Source organism: Ferrimicrobium acidiphilum DSM 19497 (assembly GCF_000949255.1).
GTDB classification, from domain to species: Bacteria; Actinomycetota; Acidimicrobiia; order Acidimicrobiales; family Acidimicrobiaceae; genus Ferrimicrobium; species Ferrimicrobium acidiphilum.
In genome coordinates, this window is sequence record NZ_JXUW01000010.1 from 42475 (window position 1) to 67247 (window position 24773).

General features: G+C 54.0%; 21 protein-coding genes. 6 read left to right on the forward strand and 15 right to left on the reverse strand.

The features are described 5' to 3' along the window. Positions 1-182: 182 nt before the first annotated feature. The 6 genes from lpdA to fdhF all read right to left on the reverse strand — a co-directional run bounded on the left by lpdA (position 183) and on the right by fdhF (position 8541). Complete coding sequence (gene lpdA / locus FEAC_RS06535; protein WP_035390083.1) at positions 183-1619, reverse strand: dihydrolipoyl dehydrogenase; 1437 nt, start codon at positions 1617-1619, stop codon at positions 183-185. Beyond that, complete coding sequence (locus tag FEAC_RS06540) at positions 1620-2894, reverse strand: dihydrolipoamide acetyltransferase family protein (RefSeq protein ID WP_052565880.1); 1275 nt, start codon at positions 2892-2894, stop codon at positions 1620-1622. 13 nt (positions 2895-2907) lie between these two features. Next, positions 2908-3888, reverse strand: coding sequence for an alpha-ketoacid dehydrogenase subunit beta (locus tag FEAC_RS06545; protein ID WP_035390087.1), 981 nt, complete (start codon positions 3886-3888; stop codon positions 2908-2910). A 1-nt stretch (position 3889) separates the two neighbouring features. Further along, a complete protein-coding gene (locus FEAC_RS06550; protein WP_236684617.1) occupies positions 3890-4960 on the reverse strand; it encodes a thiamine pyrophosphate-dependent dehydrogenase E1 component subunit alpha in 1071 nt (356 codons plus the stop codon). Positions 4961-5159: 199 nt separating this feature from the next. After that, positions 5160-5546 (reverse strand): helical membrane plugin domain-containing protein, encoded by a 387-nt coding sequence (locus FEAC_RS06555; protein ID WP_035390088.1) that lies wholly within the window; start codon positions 5544-5546, stop codon positions 5160-5162. 7 nt (positions 5547-5553) lie between these two features. Next, positions 5554-8541 carry a formate dehydrogenase subunit alpha gene (gene fdhF / locus FEAC_RS06560; RefSeq protein WP_052565882.1) on the reverse strand — a complete coding sequence of 996 codons (2988 nt, stop codon included), beginning with the start codon at positions 8539-8541 and terminating at the stop codon, positions 5554-5556. Between the two features lie 104 nt (positions 8542-8645). On the opposite strand from fdhF, the gene FEAC_RS06565 reads away from it, so the two are divergent. Together FEAC_RS06565 and FEAC_RS06570 are read left to right on the forward strand one after the other, a co-directional pair. Then, positions 8646-9413 (forward strand): mycothiol-dependent nitroreductase Rv2466c family protein, encoded by a 768-nt coding sequence (locus tag FEAC_RS06565; protein ID WP_201773863.1) that lies wholly within the window; start codon positions 8646-8648, stop codon positions 9411-9413. Positions 9414-9420: 7 nt separating this feature from the next. Then, on the forward strand, positions 9421-10215 hold the full coding sequence (locus FEAC_RS06570; RefSeq protein WP_035390090.1) for a maleylpyruvate isomerase family mycothiol-dependent enzyme: 795 nt from the start codon (positions 9421-9423) through the stop codon (positions 10213-10215). Positions 10216-10251: 36 nt separating this feature from the next. On the opposite strand, the gene FEAC_RS06575 is transcribed toward FEAC_RS06570, so the two are convergent. The 4 genes from FEAC_RS06575 to FEAC_RS06590 form a co-directional block, all read right to left on the reverse strand. Continuing rightward, positions 10252-11286 carry an MBL fold metallo-hydrolase gene (locus FEAC_RS06575; RefSeq protein ID WP_035390092.1) on the reverse strand — a complete coding sequence of 345 codons (1035 nt, stop codon included), beginning with the start codon at positions 11284-11286 and terminating at the stop codon, positions 10252-10254. 163 nt (positions 11287-11449) lie between these two features. Further along, positions 11450-12442: an NAD-dependent epimerase/dehydratase family protein gene (locus tag FEAC_RS06580; RefSeq protein ID WP_035390094.1), complete on the reverse strand. Its 993-nt coding sequence runs from the start codon at positions 12440-12442 to the stop codon at positions 11450-11452. Further along, positions 12435-13352, reverse strand: coding sequence for a hypothetical protein (locus FEAC_RS06585; RefSeq protein WP_152623115.1), 918 nt, complete (start codon positions 13350-13352; stop codon positions 12435-12437). The genes FEAC_RS06580 and FEAC_RS06585 overlap by 8 nt, the downstream gene beginning before the upstream one ends. Positions 13353-13375: 23 nt before the next feature. Continuing rightward, a complete protein-coding gene (locus tag FEAC_RS06590) occupies positions 13376-14128 on the reverse strand; it encodes a glycosyltransferase family 2 protein (protein WP_035390096.1) in 753 nt (250 codons plus the stop codon). A gap of 754 nt (positions 14129-14882) precedes the next feature. On the opposite strand from FEAC_RS06590, the gene FEAC_RS06595 reads away from it, so the two are divergent. The 3 genes from FEAC_RS06595 to FEAC_RS15805 all read left to right on the forward strand — a co-directional run bounded on the left by FEAC_RS06595 (position 14883) and on the right by FEAC_RS15805 (position 18692). After that, a complete protein-coding gene (locus FEAC_RS06595) occupies positions 14883-15419 on the forward strand; it encodes a universal stress protein (RefSeq protein WP_035390098.1) in 537 nt (178 codons plus the stop codon). A gap of 422 nt (positions 15420-15841) precedes the next feature. Then, positions 15842-16708 (forward strand): oxidoreductase, encoded by an 867-nt coding sequence (locus FEAC_RS06600; protein ID WP_035390100.1) that lies wholly within the window; start codon positions 15842-15844, stop codon positions 16706-16708. A 916-nt stretch (positions 16709-17624) separates the two neighbouring features. Continuing rightward, entirely contained in the window at positions 17625-18692 is a 1068-nt protein-coding gene (locus tag FEAC_RS15805) for a type II toxin-antitoxin system HicB family antitoxin (RefSeq protein ID WP_201773864.1), read from the forward strand. A gap of 760 nt (positions 18693-19452) precedes the next feature. On the opposite strand, the gene FEAC_RS06610 is transcribed toward FEAC_RS15805, so the two are convergent. Next, positions 19453-20160, reverse strand: coding sequence for a hypothetical protein (locus FEAC_RS06610; protein ID WP_035390101.1), 708 nt, complete (start codon positions 20158-20160; stop codon positions 19453-19455). A gap of 627 nt (positions 20161-20787) precedes the next feature. Beyond that, positions 20788-21759: a DUF2332 domain-containing protein gene (locus FEAC_RS06620; RefSeq protein ID WP_160290344.1), complete on the reverse strand. Its 972-nt coding sequence runs from the start codon at positions 21757-21759 to the stop codon at positions 20788-20790. 486 nt (positions 21760-22245) lie between these two features. Between FEAC_RS06620 and FEAC_RS06625 the strand changes: the two genes are divergently transcribed. Next, entirely contained in the window at positions 22246-22587 is a 342-nt protein-coding gene (locus FEAC_RS06625) for a hypothetical protein (protein WP_035390103.1), read from the forward strand. Between the two features lie 55 nt (positions 22588-22642). Here FEAC_RS06625 and FEAC_RS06630 read toward each other — a convergent pair whose 3' ends face one another. From FEAC_RS06630 to FEAC_RS06640, 3 genes are read right to left on the reverse strand one after another with little or no spacing between them, the layout of a single operon-like run. Further along, positions 22643-23425, reverse strand: a complete 783-nt coding sequence (locus FEAC_RS06630) for a hypothetical protein (protein ID WP_035390104.1) — start codon at positions 23423-23425, stop codon at positions 22643-22645. Beyond that, entirely contained in the window at positions 23422-24051 is a 630-nt protein-coding gene (locus FEAC_RS06635; RefSeq protein ID WP_035390106.1) for a histidine phosphatase family protein, read from the reverse strand. The genes FEAC_RS06630 and FEAC_RS06635 overlap by 4 nt, the downstream gene beginning before the upstream one ends. Next, positions 24036-24572, reverse strand: a complete 537-nt coding sequence (locus FEAC_RS06640; protein WP_081901138.1) for a P-loop nucleotide/nucleoside kinase family protein — start codon at positions 24570-24572, stop codon at positions 24036-24038. Before FEAC_RS06640 ends, FEAC_RS06635 begins: the two co-directional genes overlap by 16 nt. Between the last annotated feature and the right edge of the window lie 201 nt (positions 24573-24773).

Sequence of the window (24773 nt, forward strand, 5' to 3'; positions counted from 1 at the left end):
CCTATCTTGAACGCGATTTTCCGAAGCGCGGCTCGGGCGCCGGACTCAAAGCACCTCTGCCCGCCCCAGACCTACAAGCAGAAGCGAGTAACACTCGATACGAGGGTCCCAAACCATGCGAGCCCAAGCATGCGACCCCAGCGATGCAACCATCGCGGGTAGGCCGACACCAACTTTACATACTATTTATTGCGTTGCTGTTGTACGATGATGTGAGTTGGCAAACCCTGTGCAACCTCAGCAGCCTCAGGATACATCTCCGAGAGCGTCGGATGGGGATGAATGGTGAGCGCCAAATCATCGATGGTTGCACCGAGTTCAATCGCGAGCACGGCCTCGCTGATTAGATTCGAGGCGTCTATCCCGACGATATGCACACCAAGGAGCCGCCTGCTGTCCGCCAGAGCTATGAGCTTCACCTCGCCTACCGACGCACCAAGAACAATCGCTCGCCCGTTGGCACGATAGGGAAACTTGGCGACTAGGACGTTGTCAGGATAACGCGAGCGCGCCTCCTGCTCACCCAGGCCAGCGACGGCCACCTCTGGTTCAGCAAAGATTACAGCGGGTATTACGGTGGCGTCGTTGCCCGCTTGTTGTCCAGCGGCAACCTCTGCAGCCACTTTGGCCTCGTAGTAGGCCTTATGAGCGAGCATGGGGCCAGGCACGATATCACCAATGGCAAAGACATGCGCATTTGAGGTTCGCATCTGGTCATCGACCTCGACACGATAATCGGAACCAATGGTAATGCCAGCCATCGCCAGCCCCAGATCATCATCCAAGTTTGGCACCCGCCCAACCAGCACGGCGACCGCGTTTCCACGAATCTCCTCTGTAAGTTCACCGTTCGTGATCTCCACCACGACGGAGTCCCCTACGGTCTTCATGCCATGAACCTCAACACCAGTCCGCACCTCAACACCCATCTCCCTCAGGACGGTTCGAAGTGTTCGCTGGATCTCTGGTTCTACACCCATCACAATCTCTGGAGCCATCTCAAGAATCGTCACCTTGGTGCCAAGTCGTGCGTGTGCGCTACCAAGCTCGACGCCGATATAACCACCGCCAATGATGATCAGATCCCGACGGATGACTGGAGTGAAAAGAAGGTCGGTCGAGTCCAAGACCCGCTGGTGATCGACGGTGAAACCATCGAGCTCACGGGGTGAAGATCCAGTCGCCAAGATACAGTCCTTGAACTTTATCCTGCTCGTCTCGTGACTCGCGCGAATGCGAACCTCGTTGGGGCCCACGAAACTGGCCTCACCCTCGACAATCTCAACCTCCGCGGCCTTGAGTAACTGTCTCACACCGGAGGTGAGACGTTCTACACTGCCTGTGACCGTCTGCGAAAGAACAATCGGGTCGATGTGGGCGTCCTCAGTAACTACCCCCTTCTTCGAGAGACTATCAAGCTCGTGAAAGCGACTCGACAACTCTATAAGTGCCTTGGAAGGTATGCAACCAACATTGAGACAGACCCCACCGATATTCTCTCGTTCAACTAAGGTAACCGACCGACCCAGCTGCGAGGCTCGAATAGCCGCGCTGTAGCCACCCGGACCGCCGCCAATAACGAGGAGATCCGCCTGTTCGGTAAACTCGCCGACTACCACCTACTTCATCTCCATCATCAACCGCACCGGATCGCTCAGTAGAGATATGATGCGCATCAAAAATCTGGAGGCGTATCCACCATCGATAATCCGATGATCGAAGGTGAGCGAAAGCGTCATCTGGTCGCCAACCCCTACGGTCCCATCATCGAGGACGACTGGACGCTTGCGAATAGGCCCAACACCAAGGATGCCGACCTCTGGGTAGTTGATGATCGGGGTGGCATAGACTCCACCAATGGTTCCGTAGTTAGTGATTGTAAACGTTGAACCCGTCAACTCTCCAGACGTCAGCGTGTGCGCCCTCGCACCTTCAATCAGATGCCCAAGCTCCCGTGATACCTGTATCAAAGACTTTTCGGCCACAGATCGAAGTACCGGCACCATCAACCCCTGAGGGTCGTCAACCGCAAATCCGAGATGCACGTCAGTGTAGGTAACGATCTCACCAGCCTCCTCATCGAGTCGGCCGTTGAGATCGGGGAACTGCTCCAAAACTCCGGCTACTGCCTTGGCTATCAGAGGAAGATAGCTAATTCGCTCGGGCTCAAGACGCTCATTCATATCGCGGCGCAGAGCCACCAAAGCAGCAACGTTCGCCTCCTCAAAGACCGAAACCTGCACGGCATGTGACCATGAGCGAGCCATATTCTCGGCAATCCGCTTCCGGATTCCGACCAATGGGCGCCGCTGTTCCTTTGCAGCCTCAACCGACGTGCTAGCTATGACCTGCTGATTAACCGATGACCCCTCTCCGGGTTCTGAAAAATCATCCTGGGTGGGTGCCGAGACCCTCTGACCTCCACCGCTAGCCACTCTCCTGAGATCCTCAGCGAGCACGCGACCATCGGGACCAGTTCCTTCAACGAAATTGATATCGAGCCCGAGCTCACGTGCCAACCGACGCACAGCTGGGGTCGCGAGCGCACGCTCTCGCGAACTCTCAGCAACTGCGATCGGCCTATTGGGTGCAACAGTGGCCGCCTTCTGGGTGGGTGCAGCTGCAGTAGGAGTCACCTCACGCTCTGGTCTTGGCCCAGCCTGATCGGTCGAGAAGGCGACAACGACCTCGCCAACCTTGACGGTATCTCCCTCATGGAACAGAACCTTGTCAATCGAACCCGAGACTGGGGCCCCGATTGTCACGACGGCCTTATCGGTCTCAACATCCAGCAAGGGCTCATCGCGCTTGACTTCATCGCCCTCTTGACTGTACCACTTCACGATCTGAGCCTCGTGTAGACCCTCGCCTACATCGGGAAACTTCCACTCCACAGTCAATTACTCCTTAAAATCGCACTGATGCCAAAGCAGCTGTAATCACTTGCGAGGTATCTGGCAACCAAAGATCCTCAAACATAGTCATCGGATACGGTGTGTCGTACCCGGTGACTCGGAGCACAGGTGCCTCCAAGTAAAGGAAGGCCTTCTCCTGGATCACAGCCGCAAGCTCTCCCCCAAAGCCTGAGGTTCTAACGGCCTCATGGACTACTACAGCTCGCTGTGTCTTTTGCACTGAGGCAACCAGTGTCGCCTCGTCGAGTGGGGTCAGGGTCCTTAGATCAATCACCTCTGGAGAGACGTCATACTGGGCCACCAGCTCGTCAGCGGCAGCGAGGATGAGGGCCATCGATGGTCCCCAACCGATCAAGGTCACATCGGTACCCTCGCGAACGACATTCGCCTTCCCAAGTGGAATGCGATAAGCCTCCTCGGGTACCTCATCTCGAAAAGCACGATACAGCCGCATTGGCTCAAGGAACAAGACCGGATCTGGGTCGTCGATAGCGCTCAGCAGGAGCCCCTTGGCATCGTAGGGGTTCGAGGGAGTGACAACTTTAATACCCGGAGTATGCGTGAAAAGCGCCTCAAGCGAGTCCGAGTGGATCTCCGGAGCCTTCACTCCTCCGCCAAAAGGTGCTCGAATAACCATAGGGGCGCCATAGCGGCCGAGGGAACGGAAACGAACCCTCGCCGCCTGCGAGGCGATCTGGTCCATCGTCTCGTAGATAAAGCCAAAAAATTGAATCTCGGCAACCGGCTTCATCCCAGCCATCGCTAACCCTACCGAAGTGCCGACGATTCCCGACTCGGCGAGCGGGGTGTCGATCACTCGCTCACCACCGAACTTCTCGAAAAGTCCATCGGTGATCCTAAAGACGCCTCCATCCTTGCCGACATCCTCGCCAAGTATGATGACGGCAGGATCCTCGGCCAAAGCAGAATCTAGAGCCTGATTAAGTGCCTGTGCAATCGTCAACTTCGCCATCTCAGGCCCCCATCTCTTTGACTCGGGCCTCAAACTGGGCACGCTGGGAAGCTAGGCCCGCAGGGACCTCTGCATAGACATTGTCAAAAAGAACGAGAGGGGAGATATCAAGAGCCTCATGAAACGTGGCTAATATCTCCTCGACCTTACGTTCCGACTCCACATCAATGGCAACGACATCGTCATCACTCAGCTCACCCTGGTCGCGTAGCCAGGCCTCAAGCCGGAGCAAAGGATCGCGACGGATCCAAAGATCCTCCTCTTCGGAGGCTCGGTACTTTCCAGGATCATCCGCGGTCGTGTGCGCACCCAGTCTATAGGTCACTGCCTCAACCAAGAACGGCCCCTCACCAGCGCGAACGCGCCCAGTTAACTCGTGCATTAGGTTGGCGACCGCGATATAGTCGTTGCCGTCAACTCGGTATCCCTCAATCCCATAGGCGACCGAGCGCTGTGCGATCGTCTCAGCATGCATCTGCCGTGAGAGTGGTACAGATATCGCCCATTGGTTGTTCTCACAAAAGAAAATTAGCGGCACCTCTAGAACCGAAGCGAAGTTCATAGCCTCATGAAAATCTCCCTGCGACGTCGCTCCGTCACCGAAGGTGACTACTGTTGCCGCCGCTTCGTGACGCAGCTTGGTAGCCCACGCAACCCCAACACCATGGAGAGTCTGCGCAGCTATTACCACCTGCGCCGGCAAGACTTGCTCGCCAACCGGGATGTCTCCAAGACTCGGATGACCCTTAGAGAAGAACAGGCCGTGCTCCAACGGGACTCCACGCAGATAGCTCGCCGCCCAGTCTCGATAGGTGGGAACGAGCCAGTCGTGCTGGTTCAGCGCAGCCACGGCCCCCATCTGGGCAGCCTCTTGCCCCTTGAATGGCGCATAAGTCCCGATCACGCCTTGGCGCTGGAGATTCCAAGCGCGCTCATCGAACCTTCGTAAAAAGCGCATGGTCTCATAGGTTTCTTTTATATCAGCCACCGATAGGACTCCCAGCTCACCAACGAGCTTGCCCTCCTCATCGAGCCGCTGTATCAACGGAAACATCTCCATACCATCGGTCACGACAGACCACCCCCTTTCTGGGTTGTCCTCGGGCATAGCCGCCTATGTGCTGAGGCGACATGCTCTTGCTATGTCGATAGTCTTGGGATCGCCAAGTCAACTGACACCATCAACCAATATAGTGCAACAGCGGCAACGGAACCAAGACCAACCTTTCTTAAAAGATTAGAGTCGAAATGTTACCGAGTGGTTACAGCTCTTAGAACTCTTCGCCGCCGAGTGCTCGCATTAGTGCGAGTGTGGCGGCAATACCGCGCCGCGTCGACGGAAGCCTAAGCTGTCGTGCAAGTTCGCGCCAGGTCGGCACCTTCGAGTAGGCGACACTCGCCGATGTCGCCTGAATCCCGCTAGCTAGCCTCTCCACCAAAAGTGGCGTATACGAACCTCCGAGCATCGTTAGCTTGGCGAGACGGGTTATCGCAGCTCTGCCAGCATTGGAGTCGATCTTCTCGAGTATGACTGCCAACGCATCAGCTCCTCCGTAACGAGCCGCGACCAACAACTCCTCTAACTTCTTTGGCTCAGTTCGAGGATCATCTAGCCCAGTTGTAGTGCCAGGTTGTATGTAATCGATTGGTTCTGCCATCAGATTCTCACTTTCGCTCATCGTCAACTTGAGTAGGTACACTTGTTGGTCGTGTCGAGATCTCCGCTGCGACTGGGTCTCGATAATCACTTCGCGAACGCTTAGCCACAATGTTCACGCCACGCTGAGGTGTCCTCTGTCCGTAGCGAAAATTGTGCCTTGGCAACGCTCGTCGAGGTGTTGCATCCAGTACCTCGAGTTTGGCCGCTAGCTCCTTATAGGCCGGCGTGTGGGTGGCAGAATCAACCTCAGATGATGTTAAGAAGTTGACCGCCATCTCATTTTGCTGTGCATTCATCGGAAGGTAAACCTGCTTACCGTGAACCCTATCGGTGATTACAGCACGGACTTTGACCGAACCCCGGCGAGAGGTCAGCCGAACTAGCGAACCGTCCACTACTCCGCGCTCCTTGGCTAGCTCTGGTGACACCTCTACAAACGGCTCAGGGGTCATATGTGCTATGCCAGCCACCCGATATGTCATATTGCCCTCATGGAAATGCTCCAGGAGCCGTCCGTTGTTGACATGAATATCGTACTCCTCATCGAGCTCATCGGTAGGTGAATGAAAGCTCACTGGATGGAACCTGGCCTTGCCGGAGGGGAAGTGGAATCGATCCAGATAAAGGACTGGCGAATCAGATCCATCCTCGGCTACCGGCCACTGTAGTGAACGATAGCCTTCCAGCCGCTCATAACTCACACCCGCAAAGATCTCAGTCAGGCCCGCCGCCTCCGCCATAATCTCACTCGGGTGGCTGTAGTTCCACGACGCTCCCATGGCTCTGGCTATACCTTGGGTGATCATCCAATCCGGGCGAGACTCCGCTAGCGGATCGAACACGCGGTACAGTCGCTGAATCCGCCTCTCAGTGCTTGTAAAGGTGCCCTCCTTCTCTAAAGAAGGAGACGCCGGCAACACTACATCTGCGAATCTGGCAGTGTTGGAGAAGAAAATATCTTGTACCACAAAGAACTCCAACTTTCGAAATGCATCCTGAACCACGGTTGAGTTTGCATCAACAAGACCCATCTCCTCACCAGTCAAAAGGAGTGCCTTCAACGATCCGGCATGGATCGCATCCACCATCTGATGGTTATCAAGTCCCTGAGTCGTAGGGATAGTCACGCCCCAAGCCGCCTCGTATTTTGCGACAACCTCTGGATCTCCAACCTTTTCGTACCCTGGGAAGTACGTCGGCATTGCACCAAAGTCGCTAGCACCCTGCACATTGTTGTGCCCTCGCAACGGATAGGCCCCACAACCAGGCTTTCCAAAGTTACCTGAAACTAGCAAGAGATTCGCTATAGCAGTAGAAGTATCAGAGCCAGCGGTATGTTGCGTCACCCCCATCGCCCAAAGAACACTGAACGACCGCGCGTGTGCCAATGCCTCGAACACCTCTACCAATTTGGCCTCGGGCACACCGGTTATCTCAGCGGCATACGGGAGTGTGAATGTCTCCAGGGAGGCGCGAAACTCCTCAACGTTCTCGACGTGCTGAGCCAAAAATGCAGCATCTTGATAGTCATGATCGAAGAGATATTTGCTCGCAGCCGAAAGCCATACAAGGTCAGTTCCAGGACGGGGTGCGAACCATATATCCGCTCTCTGGGCCATCTCATGCTTGCGCAAATCCGCGACAATCAGCTTCTGGCCTCGTGACTTATGTGCCCGCTTGACCCGAGTGGCAATAACCGGGTGACTCTCAGCGGTGTTTGACCCGACAATAAGCACAAGGTCACTCGCCTCTATATCCTTGACCGAGCCTGAATCACCCCCGTACCCCACCGTTCTCCAGAGACCCATCGTCGCCGGTGACTGACAGTAGCGTGAACAGTTGTCAACGTTATGAGTCCCGATAACAGCCCGAGCCAGCTTCTGGGCAAGAAAGGCCTCCTCATTGGTGCACTTCGATGATGCGATGACGCCTACTGCATCCGGACCATCGCGATCTATGATCGCCTGCAATGAATCGGCAATGAAACGAAATGCCTCCTCCCAGGTAGCCTGCCTGAAGTGTTCACCCTCGCGAATCAAAGGATGTGCAAGGCGATCTGTGCTGTTGACGTAATCCCAGGCGAATTTCCCTTTTACGCAAGTAGAGATACCGTTCATCGGGCCATGCTCTGGATTCACTTTGAGAATCGAACGCCCCTTGGTCCATATGTCAAAGGAACAACCCACTCCGCAGTAGGTACAGACGGTCTTAGTCTTTTTGACCAATTGACGCCGCAGTCGCTCCTCCATCTCCGAGAGGGCGAAGATTGGTTTGAGACCAATAGCAGGCTCAAGCGCCTTGGTCAGGCTGATCATTGGCTCACGCACCTTGGGCTTGATGTTGGTAGCGAGCCCAGCCTTGCCAATCATCGACTTCTCCATCAGAGCGTTGCAGGGACACACCGTAACACAGTGCCCACAACTTACACAGCTTGACTCTCCTGCAGGAACACCGCCGTCAAACACCACCCTTGGAATCGGCAATGACCAATCAATCGAGAGCGTCTCATTGACCTGCAACTCCTGGCATGCCTGGACACATCGCCCACAAAGAATGCACTGAGAGGGGTCGTAACGATAGAACGGATGGCTATCGTCGATGTCGTAAGGTTTGGGCCGATATGGCACCGGCTGATCATTGATTCCCATATCGCGCACCGTATTGTGTAGCACGCAGTCGGAGTTGTTGTTATCGCAGATCGTGCAGTACAGGTCATGATTAACCAACAAGCGCTGCGCGGATCCTTCGCGCTCTGACGCTACCGCTGTCAGGGTTACCTCTTCACCTCCGGCAACGGTGAACTCGCAGGCCCGGCGGGTTGCTCCGTCAACCTTGACAAGACACAGATCACAGGTGCCAATCGTACCGAGCATAGGGTGATAGCACACCTGAGGGATGTTGGCATTGACTCGATTGAGTACATCAATCAATAACTCGTTCGGCTGAACCTGATGCTTAACTCCAGCAATTGTTACGTCCACTACCTCTTGCAACGCAACCTCCTCTCGAGGTTACAGTAGCACAAGCCCGGGTATTTTATCCCACTACCGAACATAGCTTGGCCAAAATTCATGACCCGAACGCCTTTGTAATAATCGTGCTGACTAACCTAGATCATGTGCTTGACCTCAATGAACCTGTTACGGTGGACTATCACTTCGATATTCTTTGTCCATTTGCTTACATGACATCGAAGTGGATCCGAAACGTTCGAGAACAGCTCCCTCTGACTATCAACTGGAAATTCTTCAGCCTTGAGGAGGTGAATCTCGAAGGGGGCAAGCGTCATCCTTGGGAGCGCTCCTGGTCCTATGGCTGGTCGATGTTGCGGATCGCGGCACTACTCCGGCGCCAAGATCCAAAACTCGTCGATAGCTGGTACTCGCTAGCCGGGTTCGCACTCCACGAGGCCGGCCTCAAGCCGCACGATCCATCGGTTGCTCGAGAACTTCTCACCGAAATGAACCTCGACCCTGGGCTCGTTGAGCAATCGATGCAAGACCCGACGCTCGACGACGAGATCCGCCAAGACCATGCCAGGGTGATATCATCAGGCGGCTTTGGGGTGCCAACGCTGATCTTCGAGAACGGCCATACACTTTTTGGTCCAGTTCTTATCGACCCGCCATCAGGTGAGATGGCACTCGAACTTTGGAATATGGTTCTGCTGGCCTCAAGGTATTCAAACTTCTTTGAGCTCCAACAACCAAAGGGGCCCAAGCAGCTCGATTCGATCGCGCAAGCCTTGCAACCCTATCTTCACGGACGCGATTGGAAAAGCATTAATCGTGGACGAGAGGTAACCTTCGACCAAGAGCATGCGAACGGTGAGGTCGATCAATCTCCAACACAGACAAGGAGCTAACGTTTACATGGATGAGGTCGTATCTACCCTTTTCGTAGAGTGGGATGCTCTTAGTGAACTCGTGCACCAAATACACGAAGACCAGTGGTTGCAGCCGTCACAGCTGCCTGATTGGACCAACTTTGACATTCTCGCACACATCATCGGTACTGAGCGTTTCCTGTCGGGTGAATCACCCTCAGCGCTGGATCTACCAGCTGATCGACAGTATGCGAACGAAGTAGCCAGACTCAATGATCAATGGATTCAGTCGCTTCGCAGGCTATCTCCAAGCGAACTGATCGCACATTTCAACGAGACGATCTCACTGCGCAAGCAGGCTCTAACTAGTATCACCGACTCAGAACTCGATGCCTTGGGCTGGACGCCGATTGGTCAGGCTCCGTTTCGACGCTTCTTGCAAATACGTGTCTTCGATTGTTACGTCCACGAACAGGATCTACGCCGGTCACTAAACCTACCTGGTCATACCTCTGGTGTGATTGCGGAGTCCAGCATGGATGAGGTCGAACGCGCGCTTGGTTACATCATCGGCAAACAGGCACGCCTCCCGCAAGGCACAAGCGTCCAACTCTGCATCGTCGGTGGGGTTCAGCGCACCTGGAACGTCGCGGTAAACGAACGCGCTCAACTCGTCGAGTCGCTCGCGCAGCCAACGTGCGCCCTGCGACTAGATTCAAACCTCTTCATGGCACTCGCCTGCGGGAGGGTGGAACCAACTGCCGTGGCCGAGGAGATCAATATCGAAGGTGACCAGCGACTTGCGCAACAAGTCGTCAAGAATCTGGCCTTCACCATCTGAGTAAACCGCCACCCGGGTCTAAGTCGGCACTGGACCCTACTGTAGCGCCTCGAAGTGATACAGACCCTCGCGTAGCGACTGTTCAACCCGGCCCTGCGCCGCCAGCAGCTCCAAATGAAATTTCGTCTCCATTACAGCTAACATCTGGTTAAAGACATCCAACTCAGCGAGGCGTCGTTGCCGTCGCGTCCAACGCAGTACCTCAGCGACCTCGAACGGAGTGGACGCTCCTTCGATCACAGCGGTCTCAGTAGCTCCGAGCCGCGTGTCGTGATGAGCAAGCAGTTCGTCCACTCGCCCATGAAAACCTGCAGTAGGCGTTCCGTGTGCCGGGAGTAGTTGTGAATCCGGGAGCAGACGCACCCGTCGCAAGGAGCCAAGGTAACTTCCAAGCGGATCAGGATACACCGTTGGCTCAAATCCAATCGACGGGGTGATGTGAGGAAGAACATGGTCTCCTGCGAACAACATCCGGTTCAACTCATCAAAAAAGACGATGTGCCCTCGCGTGTGACCCGGCGTTGAGATGACTCGAAGGCTCCGGGTGGTCAACTCTATAGTCTCCTCCACGAGCCATCGGTCAGGCTCCTCATAGAGCGAGCCGGCAATATCCTCTTCAGCAGGCGATGGACCCATCGATGCCACGATCTCACCAGCTCCGCAGCGCTCAAGCTCATCCAATTGATCGCGGAGAGGACTCTCCCGCGGATGAGCGGCGCGACCGATCGACTCCTGCTCCCCTACTCCAAGGGCGATAGCTGTAGCAAACTCGCGCCTAACCGCAACCGCTTGGGTGTAATGATCACGATGTATATGCGTAATTAAAAATTGGCTAATATCGCCGAGCGAAGCACCGAGTGTCTTCAGTGCCTCCTCAAATGTTGAACGCGCGACCGAGAGCTGTTGGCCGGAATCTATCATCACCAATCGGTCACCATCTACGATCGCGTAGACATTGACCGCTCTCAAGCCATCATGTGGAAGAGGCAGCGGAATGCGATATACGTTTGGTGCCACCTCGAAGCAACCGGGTTCATCCCACGACTTATCGACAGGCTCTGGCATACTCATTCAAACTCCAATCTGGAACGAGCCTACCCAAGATCTGCGATAGACACAAGACGCATAGGTAAACTCAGCAAAGAACTCAAAACCTGACCGACGAGCGGCATCCCTCTGCAGCAGAAGAACACGACGTCGGCGGACCGAACTCATTCCCTAGCGTGAGCAAGCTCTATCGATCGCCAACCCGATCGCGGTAGTATGCGATCGCCGAAGCGATTCCCTCCTCGAGGCTGATAGTTGCTCGAAACCCGAGCTGTTCCTGCAGAGTAGTGTCACCTCCTCGAGCAAAGACTCCAACAGGGCGATCGTCGCGACCTTGCACCTCAGTGTCGTAACCGCAAGCTCCGACCGCGACTCGAGCAAAGTCCAGAAAACTCGTCAACCGACCTGTCGACAGGTTGATCGCGCCTCCATCATCGATGGCATCCATCGTATGGACCACCCCATGTACGCAATCATCAATATGAATAAAATCACGCATCTGTCGTCCGCTACCCCAAACTACCAACGGCTCATTTGCCGATCCCGCCAGCGCGCGCTTGCAGATCGAGGGGAATGGATAGGTGTCATCCTGGTCAGCACCATAGCCCGAGAATGGACGGTAACAGACCGAGGCAAGTCCGTGTCTCTCGTGCGCAAGACGTGCTAGGTACTCACAGGTCAGCTTCGCCCACCCATAAGACATATCGGGCATTCCGATGTCATCTCCAAAATTAATCATCTCTTCCGATAAGAGCACATAACCCTCTTGTCGTTGGAGGCTCACCGGATATGCGGCGCTTGAAGAAAAACAGATCGTCTTGGTAGGTCGTGCCGCCGCCGCCCATTGCCAATACTCAGCATCGATCGAAAGATCATCTGCGATAGCCAAAGGATTATGTTCGATCATCAGACGTCCACCCACCATAGCAGCTAGATGCAGGACGAGGTCGAAGGACTCGTGTGTGCTGCGGCGAAAGAACTGACGACAGTCTTCCTTGTAAAAATGAAAGCCCGAATACTCCCGTGGGTCAAACAGCGGCCAACCTAAAGCGGGATCGACACCTCCAGTAGCCGGCGCAATCGGGTCAACAACATGAACCTCGTCACCAGCTTGAAGAAAGTGGCGCACAAAATGACGGCCTACGAAGCCGGCCCCACCTGTTATGAGAACCCTACGCATTCGTGAAGTGCCTTCGATAGAGATCCCAGGCCCTCACTGCAGGTCCAGGTAGGTAGCCAACGATCGACTCAGGATCAGTCTGTAGGTCACGAATTAAGGAAAGGTTGTTCGTATAGCCAACAATTTCGGCCTTGAGATCGCGAATGAGATCATGTTCGTTACGATCTTGATACACCGAAGGCTCGCTAAACACAGCTTGAAATCCATGAGCCTGGACATAGTAGGCAGCCCAGATATCATCCATTCTGCCTATATGCGGATAGAGAAAATAGTATGGAACCACACGTCTCGAAAGCATGGTATTTTGCGAGTTGAACGGCGCTGTCGCAGAACCGGCGAGAGGAAACAAAGCTTTGTCAAAGTCACACTCCGGAGCATGCTCTAGCCGACAGATCGCGTCGATGTCAGGATCACCATTCCAAAATCCTGCGTCGATGTCAACCATCACCTTTCGCGAGACCATCTGGTCATAGCGGCGTTGTGACAGAAGTTCCAATGGATAGCCACGATGCCACAAACTCGGGTGATTCGTGGCCCCCACCGGATCGAAGGCGTCCAAAGATGTCTCGTAATAGTGAACCTCAGCCTCAGAACCCACCAAGATCTGCTTTCCCCAGTTTGCTTGAGGAATATTATCATCGTCGATCAGTGCGATTACGTCGGCACCCATCTCGTAGGCCAGCAAGATGCCAAAATTACGTCGTTGGATACAGTTCCATCCAATAGCGTCAGACAATGCACTGTCATAGCGTTCCTGGTCGGCTGGAGAGAGATAGCGCCCGCGCTCCAGGCGATAGTCAGAAGGTGTTTTGCGGTCGCCGATGACTATGAGGTTCCAGTCCTCCATCTCGTCGTAACGGCGAATCGCCTCGGTCGGCGGATTGATCGTGGTCGTAACTATGGTCTTCATCATGACCTGGTGCAGTGTAGCAGCTAGGGTGCTGCCGCCAGCAGGCTAGCTCGTGGCTGCAACCGTGTTTTCAGGCCGATACGGAAGTAGACAAAATTTTGAAGAAATGTGTTCGATGACTCGCCTTCTGTTCTAGCGCTCCACCGTGACGGGATCTCTTCGATCGCAACACCAAGGCGCAGTGGCTTGAGAAGAGTCTCGAGCAGGAAAGGGTGTCTTAACTCCTCCCAACGAATCGTCTGCACCAGGGCCGTCGGGAACAGGCGGTATCCATAGGTCATGTCAGTAAGTGCACTCTGGTATAGCAGGGCAAAGCCGAGTTGGAAGACCTTGTTGAGACCTAGCTTTAACGGTGAATAGCCTGCGAACGATCCTCCCTCCCGCCATCGCGAGGCAGTAATGATGGCTCGTGGAGACCGCTTTGCACGCTCGATCATCACAGCAACATCGTGGGGATCAGTCTCCAGATCGCTTGCCATCATCACAACGTGAGAACCTCGTGATTCCATGAACCCTTCACGAATCGCCCCTCCCAGAAATGGCAACGATTGCAGATGTACTCGAAGACGGTCGCCGAAAGCCGATTGCAACGATTGGATAACCGACTGACTCTCTTGACTTGTACGTGGAGAGGTCAACACAAGGTACTCACACACATCCATCCCAGCCTCAGCCTCGATGATCTCCACCGTCGAACGGAGCGCCTCAGTCTCGTTAATGACCGGCAATAAGATGGTGACTGCACGAAACTCGCTAACATCTGGTAACTCACGCATCGTATACCACTCCTTTGCCTAGCAAGCCAACATGGTACTCGGGCGCATACGTAGCTCCGACACGCACATCCCAACCCGATCCAAGCTACACCGTCTTCCATGAACTCCCAAGGGGCAGCCGCAGTATCGACGAGTAGCCCGAGATCGGGGCAAATGCAGCCACAGGGAATGGTTAATTCATTCACAAGCTTGATAGCCATGACTCAAGTCAACCACCAAGCCCACCCACCTGCCTGGCCCGGAGAAGGACATCGGTGCTACTGGCACAGACGCGATCAGCATCAGTTAAAGCGGCTCGAGCAGCACCACGGCTGTTGACCTTCGATGACGAAGCGGACTCACCTCCAGGATCAACGTTCGCCCAGGATGCAGCTCCACCTACTCACTCGTCCTATTCGCTCGCCCGAATACTCTTCAAACCAGCAACCTCAACTCTAGTTCAACGACTAGTCGTTACACTCGGCGCCACTCACTTGGTCCCACAGCGGAACATGGCCATTGACAACTCTCACCGACGCAGTGTCAACAGAACGTCACAGCTTCAAAACTCGCCGTCAACGTTACATAAATACCACAGCAGTTCAAATCAACCTGCAGATACTGTCATACTCATGACATTAAATATGCACAAACAATCAGGGGTGCAACTAGCGACTTTACTTAATTGCATGTCACAAGTCAACCAGCGTGCAACTACTCGACTTGACTACTGTAATGCGATTTACATCTGGAACACACACAGGATATCACGGCGATGAAGCACTGGGTCGAAGAGACGCTATCAAACGAAGTCGAAGGTTACCTTCATCACGTTAGCCAGCAATTGGGAGACGAAACAAGACCATCCCTCACTCCTATACCCGCTCTCCATCTACTTGTTCCTGTTGGATCCACGCAGGATGACTCCGCTGCGCTCTTCTGGGCGGCAGCTGACCTCGCGAACCGACTTGAACTCCAGGTAACGATATTGCATTGTCGTGAGTGGGATCTTGCAAAGGGAGTCAAATACTTCATGGAGACTAAGGACGAGGCAACCTCGATCATAACATCAGCAATGAAGTGGTTTTCGGCACTTAACATCCCTGCCCAGGGTGTACTATGCGACGTGGAACGAGGAAGTATAGGTAAAGCGATAGCCACAACCTCGACTGATTATCATATCGATTCCGTCATGGTTGGCCTCCGTCACAAAAGACGCCTGCTGCCAGGATTAATGGGGTCCACGGTCACGCAGGTCGAACGCCTGGTCAACTGCCCCGTCATTGTCATCAAGTTGAACAGGCGTCAGTGATTTCGGCCGCACCATGCATCTACTGATTGCAATACCCCACCCTAGCGTGATTGGACATCCCAAGACATTGTATATGAGTGGGTTAGCACCCCAACAAAGCTGGCTACATAGATCACAGGTAGTGGCAGATACTTCGGACAGACCGCACTCAGTCTCAACCTAATAGAGGGTGGAGCTATTACTCTGTGACGACAATTATTACTCTGCGACGACAATATAGGCAATCGATGACACCATGTATCGGACTAAATGTGTTGGCTGATTGCGCAGGCGAACCTACCGTTGGCGACCACAACTACACCGTTTAGTCCGCTAGATCAGTGCATCTGACTATGCCAGCATTGTGACCGGCTGTTGGCAACACAGCCAACGCACATCAGCTGGAATAGGCACAAGAGTGGGCTCATACTAGAATTGGTACAATGAACACCTTCCCCCTTGGTCCTGTTGATGTGAATCGGATCGGCTTTGGCGCGATGCAACTCCCTGGCCCGGGAGTGTTTGGACCGCCTCGAAATCATGAAGAAGCGATCGCTGTACTTCGACGCGCAGTGGAGTTAGGTGCCAATCACATCGACACCGCGCAGTTCTACGGTCCAGAGGTCGCCAACGAACTTATTCGAGAGGCGCTGCATCCCTATCCCGACGATTTGCTCCTGGTATCAAAGGTTGGAGCCACTCGTGATGACAAGGGTGCCTGGTTGCCTGCCTCGCGTCCGGAACAACTTCGATCCGCAGTAGAAGACAACCTGCGCACCCTTCATGTCGACCAACTTGGAGTGGTAAACCTACGCTTGCACGCCGAACATGATTCCGCACCCGATCAACGTGTATCGCTTGAGGATCAGTTATCAGAGATGGTCTCACTGCGTAACGAAGGGAAAGTCGCCAACATCGGTATCTCGACCGCGAACGTAGCTCAGGTTGAGGTGGCCATTACGCAAGCCGGCGTCGTCTGTGTCCAGAACGCTTTTAGCCTCGTGGACCAAAGCGACATTGCCACCCTGGAGCTTTGCAGACAACATAACATCGCCTATGTTCCATACTTCCCTCTGGGATCGGCGTTTCCAGGAATGCCCAAGGTCACCGCGAACACAACAGTGCAGACCGTCGCCGCGCGGATGGGTGCGACACCAGCTCAGGTAGGGCTGGCGTGGCTTCTGAACCAGAGTGAGATCATACTCCTTATCCCCGGCACCTCAAGCCTCGCTCACCTAGAAGAGAATATGAACGTTGCAGATCTTGTGCTCTCGCCTGAGGATATCGCCGACCTCGAGAGGGCAGTCTGACGATGTCATCCTCACAAGGGGCATCGACTAGGCGATTCGGATAGATATTGATACATTTGCTGAACGACCGTCAGCATTTGGATTGAGGTATCGAGAACATTAATTGCTGTTCAGGCGATGGTTCCGGTTCAGCGAGGCTACCAGTCACTGAGCTATAAATAGATGTGCGCACTCATTGTAGCTCGAGTCACGGCACCATGACGTCTAGACCGCCTGGGTCGTCCGTCAGCTTTCATAGCAAAACAAGCGATAGCCGACTGCCCGGTCGGATCATTGCGGATGGTCTCCAACGTCGGTCAACCTCGTCAATAAGGAGTCGAGTCACCGGAGTGAAAGTCCCATAGGCGTTCACTATGAAACCAGACCACATACGCACGTGAGTAAGTCAGCAAGCAAATGTCGGTTCGCGGAATGGAGCTAGCCGTGAAGACTGGCAAGCTTCAGCGACGCCAAGGTGAACCAGGTGAGTGCGCTGCCCAGAAGATGGACTCGGTATTTTCGCAAATCCTGACAACGGAGCCCGCCCAGACTAGTGCAGCAACGGAAGAATTACGGTCGCTGATCTCAGCATTCCCCAACGGACCGCCTTGATGTAGGTGACAAACGTATCTGTGTATTGAGATTACTGAGTTCATTGACGACTCCACCAAGTCTGTGCCCACGACGCTCCAGTCGTAGGTTATGCAAGCCATGACATCTGCTGGTTTGCGCACGAAGTTCCAGTGAACACGCGGTGACATAGCAGCTTGTCACCCTACTCGCGGGCTACCAAACTGCGCTGTCGCGCAGACCAGGCATCAGCGCTCACGTCGTCACTCAGATCGGTTTAAGGTGAGCTTTATATGATCAACGCCTTAACCCATGTTACATAATCACAGCGAGTAATGTCCGTCAACCGAAAGAGGAAGAACAATCTATGCAAGAGACGGTAGAACAACCCACCGCTGACACTCACACTCCAAAGCCACCTCGCAGGAAGCTAATCTTCTCATTGACTGGTGTTGGAGTAGTGCTCATCGGATCCGTCATCGGTTACCTGGCGTTGATCCCTCAAACCCATGTCGTGCCTTCCCGATTGGCTCAGTTGGTGACGATACGCCCAGGCGTGAAGGCGTTCGACATCAAGCCGACTAGCTCCTTGGTGCAGCCGGTGGCAAAGTCTGGCATCAAACCTCTTGAGGCAGCCGCGAGGCAGTTTCCTGCTGAGACAGGTATTTACTCAAGGATCTGGCGACCGTCGTCGAATGCAGCGGCTGCCACCGAAATCATCGCATTTCTATCCCCGACCACCACGACAGCTCGTTCGGTCTATCAACTATTGAACACCCAGCAGTTGGGTGCAAAATCCTACGCTGCTAGCTCTTTGACGCGGCGATCAACATTTCAAGTCCCGGGGATAGCTGGGTCATCCGGCGCCACCTACAGTTCGTCTGCTAAATCTACTACTGCGACAGCCAACCCTACCCTAGGAGAGGTAGTTTTCCGTATCGGGAGAGTGGTGACGCTAACGGAGACTCTCAGCACTTCTAGTGCTCAGAGCTCAGTTCAGATCATAGCTCGCTCCGAAGCAGCACAGCTACGCTCGGTTGGGCCAGGGTTTACCCTCGCCGCCACCACCTACCCCATTGCGGCCTCCAGTGTATGGGCAATCGTGACACTGGTATTACTCCTTATTGTCGGATATCTGCCCTTTGCGCTACCTCGTTGGCGCCAACGCCAGGCGCTGCTACGATCCATCGAGAACGAACAACGAGAAGACACATGGGGCGTTGTCTACAAGCGCACCGATAGCGGCGGCTGGAATGCCTACGTACCCGCCCTTCCCGGCATCGATGTAGTCGGCCCCACTCGAGCTGAGACCGACCAGCTCCTGGGTGAAGCGATTGCCGATCATCTTGATGAGATGCGCAGAGAAGGACTGCCCATCCCCGAGCAAAACAACGTCGTGGTTGGCCACGTCGTGGCAGCTGCGCGGCCAGCCTAGTGGGCACCCTGAACTGCTTAGCAGCGTTACTTGGAGACTTTGCGTGTCCCTTATAGTCCGGTTCACTGCGTTTGCAGAACAACCAATCACTGACACCATACCTCTCTGAGCAGTAGTCTGCTTCTAACCGGAAGTAATACTTGCTCGCTGTATCCTCGATGCTTGGTTGACCTCGTAAGCCCAACCAGGTTTCACAAAGACCCAGGTTTTCTGTCATTTAAGTGATTGTCAGACCTGCTCCCAACATGGTAGGGAGCTTCGTATTCGACTGGCGACATCATTCCCATCGAGGAGTGATGCCCTCTGTCCTTGAACCAGTCCACCCTCGTAGGTCTCGCATTAGCCAGCAATCTCATCGTCGCAGATTCCAATGGCCCGATTCAACTCCGTCTTGTATAAGCCGTTCAAGCTCTTAAGCGAGCGCGTTATTATAGCTTTAACTGGCTAATGAATACATTTGGAAGTTCTCCGCTGCGCTTCGAACCCGGTTAATGCCTCTTAAGCTGCTAATCGATGCACTCTGCCCAAATTTTTAACTGCCTCACGACTAATCGGTTAAGAGACAATAACCCGTAGTTCCGACTGACGGTCAGATGCCAGCGTATAAAGAGTGCAAATTCAGCAAACAACTGAGAGATACCCAGCACCTCGATCCCCTCGTTGGCTGAGTGCCCATAACCGTGGGAGGTGCAGAGACCGTTACATCCACTAAGTGAACCGAGACCAAGAGGGTGTCCAACTTCTCCAGGTGGGTCGCACACTACCCGTTCGACGGCAAGGAACCCCCTGAACTGGTCTGAGTTCCCTTACCTGTAATAGCACCATGTCCTGAATTCGAGCCACCGGCTTTTGATGGCGATACTGACGAGGAACTCCCTGAACTGGTCTGAGTTCCCTTACCTGCACTAGCACCATGTCCTGAATTCGAGCCACCGGCTTTTGATGGCGATACTGACGAGGAACTCCCTGAACTGGTCTGAGTTCCCTTACCTGCACCATTTACATTCTGAGACGTATTTGCGGTGCCAGATCCGGCAGGCGAATGCTTACCGACACCGCCAGCGAGCACCTTAGCTGCCGGTGTATTGGCGATCACCGCACCCGCTGGAGTTGAGGAGACCACAGACAAAGCCCCGGCTCCCGTCTTGGCTGCAGCAGCTACCTTCTGACCGATGTCTTTAGTCGTACCGGCTTGACTCGATGCCGCTGCGGACACCTTCTTGCCAACACCGCTGGCAGTACTAGCCTGGGCAGATGCTGTAGCGGACGCCCCAGTAACAGCTTGGGAACTTGAGCCGCTCGGGATCTGGAGGCCTATGGCGCCAACAGCCTGCGAAATCGGCGTTTGCATGCTAGTCGGGAGTGAACCAGTTGCAGCTGCCGCTACCCCTCCAGTCGCTACCGCTCCGGCCGTGATCGCTACCAAAGCTTTTGCGCTCAGCTGGCCAAGGATTGATGTTATTACCATACGGGAAACCTCCGTGTTTAAAATCCAAAACCAGTTACCTCTTACCCATCGGCAGCAACAGACAAATGCCTGAAGCGGTTATGCAGAAGGATTCGGCTAGTCGCTTTGCGAAGACTAACAGCCTGATTCAGGTCGCGTAGCCTATATTAAAACGCCTGCCTAACTCGAACTGGTTGCCAATATTAGATACACCAATTCCTGGTCCAACCTTGATCGCGGAGTCCATGCCAGCGATAAGGATAGGTACGCCGGCTGTTTTCAATGAAGCTGCCACCGCGAAGGACAGACATGCAAACATAGTTGGTGGTTGGCTGTCATTGGGGGCCGGACACATCCGCTGATCGGCACAACTATCGTTCCGTCGACTCATCGGATATCAGGGGCAGTTGGTCAGCAGCCTACGCCGACAACGTAACCTCACGAGAGCACGACGCATGGCCCCATTGCTGTCGCGTCAGCCGCTGATCAATAACTGGCGTCGATCCCAAGCGATAAGAAGGAGTGAGCATGCATGCTAGATCATTGCAAGAGGAACAAGTAGCTGGTGGGTTTGACCAAACGGGAGCGCAAGCCCGGTCCGTAAGGGCGGGGAGGATGTCACACCCAGCAAGCCCTGTACCAGGCTGCTCAAGCAAGCCATTCAATCCAGTTGCCGTGAGGGTCACTTTGTGCAAGAAGCTCTGTGCCATCCCTCACAAGCATGAAACCTCGGGATGGACTGGGAGGTGCAGCATCGCCAACGACACCCGGGGCCTCGTTGGCTATCCATATCGCTCCTAAAGAACGGGTTAGGGCCGCAAATGCACACCGCTTTGCCTCGTCAACGTAGGCGAGCACGGCGGTGTGGTAGATAACCAAGGTGAGTCCGGTGGGCACCTTGGCAGCCAGCTCTGCTAAGTCATCGAGAAGGTCACCACGATAGATCTCCACCGGATGGCGCCGGGCGGTAGCTGTGGCTGCGCTGAGCCTCTCTGCGCGTCCTTCCTCCCCCGGCCAGATCAGGCACGACAACCACTCGACATCGGTCGGATTACTTGGATCAAGCGGGTTCAGATCGAGCCCGGCGCGCCAGCCAATTTCTGGCACATGTCCAGGGACAGGGACTGCTCCCATTGGTTGACAGGTCAGTACGGGAGCATCCGCGTCAAGACCGTTCAATACATGGCCGCGATAGTCGTAGTTATAGAAGTCGACAAGGAGAGTGAGCCCGGCAGCAGCACCGACCTCGATGAGCGCGAGCGGGCCAGGGATAAGAGCTAAGGCAGGCAACAATATAGCACAGCGGGCAGCCTCGTTGGTCTGTGTCCGTCGCTCAGACATTATCGCCGCCAAATCATCACCGCGTTCATCGATGAGCTTGGTGAGAGTGTCCGGATCGGCTGGCTCTTCGAGAATGTAGCGTGCTGCGGCAAAGAGAAGGTTCGGTTGGCGCTTTGCTGGTGCTAGCCGCCCGAGGAATTGAAGGATCGTCATGTTCTCGGCGACAAACTCGGCAAGCTCCTGGTAAGCCGGAGAACGACCAGCAGTCTCGAGGTGAGCAAAGCGCCGATAGTTCTCGCTAATACTAAGGTCGCTCTCGTGTCCGATCATGCCACCCATCATTCGTGATCTTAACACTGCAGGTTTGTCTGTGACTCGATTATAAATTAGTGACAGGGAACGAGGGCGATGCAGTGGTCAACCAGATATTGCGTTGGCTGGAGGCAACACGACTAGGGACTTCCTAAGGGGGCAAAGTGCCACCTAGATCGACTCCGTCGTATAGGACCGTCCACTTGTACAGTGCTCAGGGGTCTAGATGGAGCCCTGGTTAACGCGGTCTGAAAAGCATAGGCAGTCGAACAAAACTTGCTTGTCATCACCACCCATCGTGGACCCGTCATAACCTGCAAACTATATGGTCGGGCTGGGGAGATTTGAACTCCCGACCTCTTGACCCCCAGTTCCGCAAAGTGGGGTTTATAGGGTCTCATTGAGTCTAACAAAGTGCATCTGAACTGGGATTCTGCATTTTGGGGTAAGTTACCCCAGGCCACGTCCATGACCCCATAGGCAACCGGCTAGGCAACCGGCTAGGGTGAAAGAATGCGAGGTAGACGGACGCTTGGCCAAGGCAGCATCTATCGCTATGGCGACCAGTGGCGTGCCCTCTTGAAGTGGAGGGGACCCGACGGTAAAGTCATCACCCGCTCCCAACGATGTCGCACCAAGGCAGAGGCCGAAGCCGCACTGGCGAAGTTTCGTGGAATACGTGATGCCGGCGTCACCGAGAATGCAGCAACGACTATTGACATGTTGCTCACCCGATGGCTTACAACCCATGAAGGCGATATCGCTGGCTCCACCTTGGTTCAGTACGAGTGGGCCACAAGGCATATCACCAAGAGGTTGGGATCTCTCCGGATAGAAGAATCACACCTTCCATAGTTGAAAACCTTGTAAATCAACTCGCAGGGTAAATTGATCGAAGTACCACGCTTACTCAAAAATTCAGAGTACCACGCTCACTCAGAAACTCAGTAACGTCTTGGGTCGTCGATGCTTCCCATAGTTCCGTGAAACCTCGCTCAAGCGCTGCTGCGAACTCTTCACGGTCATCGACAGAGTGGAAGTACACCGCAGGCGAAGATGCCCCGCGACCTAGCGTATAGACCGTCAGAATCCATGCGGATCCAAGTTTGTACATCGAGTAGGTTGGATGTTCCTTGTAAACACGTATATTTTTCAAGATGGTCTTACCCGCTGAGTCCTGAAGCCTGTTTAGGCTGTGTATTACCTCGGCCCCCAAGGATTGCAGTGTGTCGCTGTTTCCCCTCGCGGCCCTTGCGCTAGCGGTAGACTTTAGACCGTCCCCGCCAGGATGCATTATTAGGATGCGAAGGGTGTTCGGAAAAGCACGGTAAAACGTGCTTAGGGCATCTAGTGCAGCCGAGTCATCTGTGAATGTCTTTAGAGTCCCACCGAGTATTAGAATCTCCGTTGAATCTCTTATCAAGGTAGCAAAGGGCGGAATTTTACGAAGTAGGTTGACCTGAGAGTCCTGGAAGATAATCGTCCGCGACGGTCGTGAATACAAAATTGCCAATTCCAGGAATACAACGATAATGCCAAAAATTATCAATGGGAGAACAAATCGACTTAAGATCGTAGACCCCCCAGAGATGAGGTTTACAAACAACCCTACTCCCAATGCACCCCATACAAAACCTCTAGCTTCACGTCGATGCCTGAAAACTCTCGCCTTTATTACATCTATATGGTTCATACAATCCCACTATTGTTGGGAAAGTACCGAGTATTATGAAAGAGCAATCTCCAGTATCCATCCGCATTAGAAAGAGCTGATACGTTCGAATTATCAAAGTGAAACCTACGCATAGCTTGCGGTGGTGTCAGCTCTAGGGCTTGGACAATTATGAGACGCAGAAAATATCCGTGGCTAACCACGAGTGTCGCACCCCCCCCGTCCGAAAGCATTCCAATAACCGTTTTTGCTCTAGCCGTAGCCTCTTCCCAAGTTTCCGAGTTGGGCGGTGTTGGTCCTGTCCTGTAAGGGCTAAACCAATCCTTCAAGGCAGCCCATGCCACGGCATCGGTCTGCAACTCGTCCTTCGAGTAGCCTTCAAAATCGCCAAAGTCAACTTCCCGAAGTTCCTCCCAGACCTCAATCTCCAAGCCCGAATTGAGCGACTCACAAACCATCTTCGCGCTATCTATAGACCTAATTGACGGACTACTTACGACGCGTTCAATAACAAGCTTCGTCATGTGAGTTGCCACTTTCCGAACATCCTCCCTTCCTTCGGCATTGAGTGGAAGATCAGTACTTGAGTTAAACCTTCCCAGTTGGTTCCACTCAGTCTGCCCATGGCGCATCAGAAATAAGTCCATTGCTCCTCCGTTACTTGTTGTAAGATGCCCAACACAAATCCCTCAATCTCAAGTGGCGACTTGTTGCTATCGACTCGAATCCAATGCTCGGGTATCTCCCGGAATTCCTTCGCAACTCGCGAAACAAGGGCTGGTGTGCGATTGTCTGGCCCCCTTGGATCAGCATGCGAGAGTCGCGCAGCGGCAGTTCTCACGTCACAATCGAGAAAAATGACCTTCGATAGTGCACCACATTCCTTCACTACCTCCTCGACCAATTCCGCCTGTCCCAATCGTGAAAACGGCAATCCGTCGACGACTATTCCAGGGGCAAGAGTGAGTGCAATAGGCAATACCTCCAGGAGAGTGGAGAACGCGTAATCATTTTGGACTTGACCAACGTCCCATTTTCCGAAAAGCGCCCTCTTGATAGTATCTCTTGATAGGATCAAGTAACTTGATCGATCCGCAAGTCTAGTGGCTAGGCTAGATTTGCCTGCTCCAGGTAGTCCAGCAAGAATGATCACGTTCTTCATTCTCATCCATTCTGCAATTCTTGACAAGTCGGCCCGTGATGCGTAGCTAATTTAGCCATGTCGTGAGTCTAACAAGTACCGGCAGTTCCTAATCCGGACGCAACTGTTCAGGTGATCATCGTCGAGAATCGATATTGCCACTTGTTTTGGCTACGCGTATCGCTTATCACGGTAATGATCTCGAGAGTTAACGTGCCAGGTATGTCT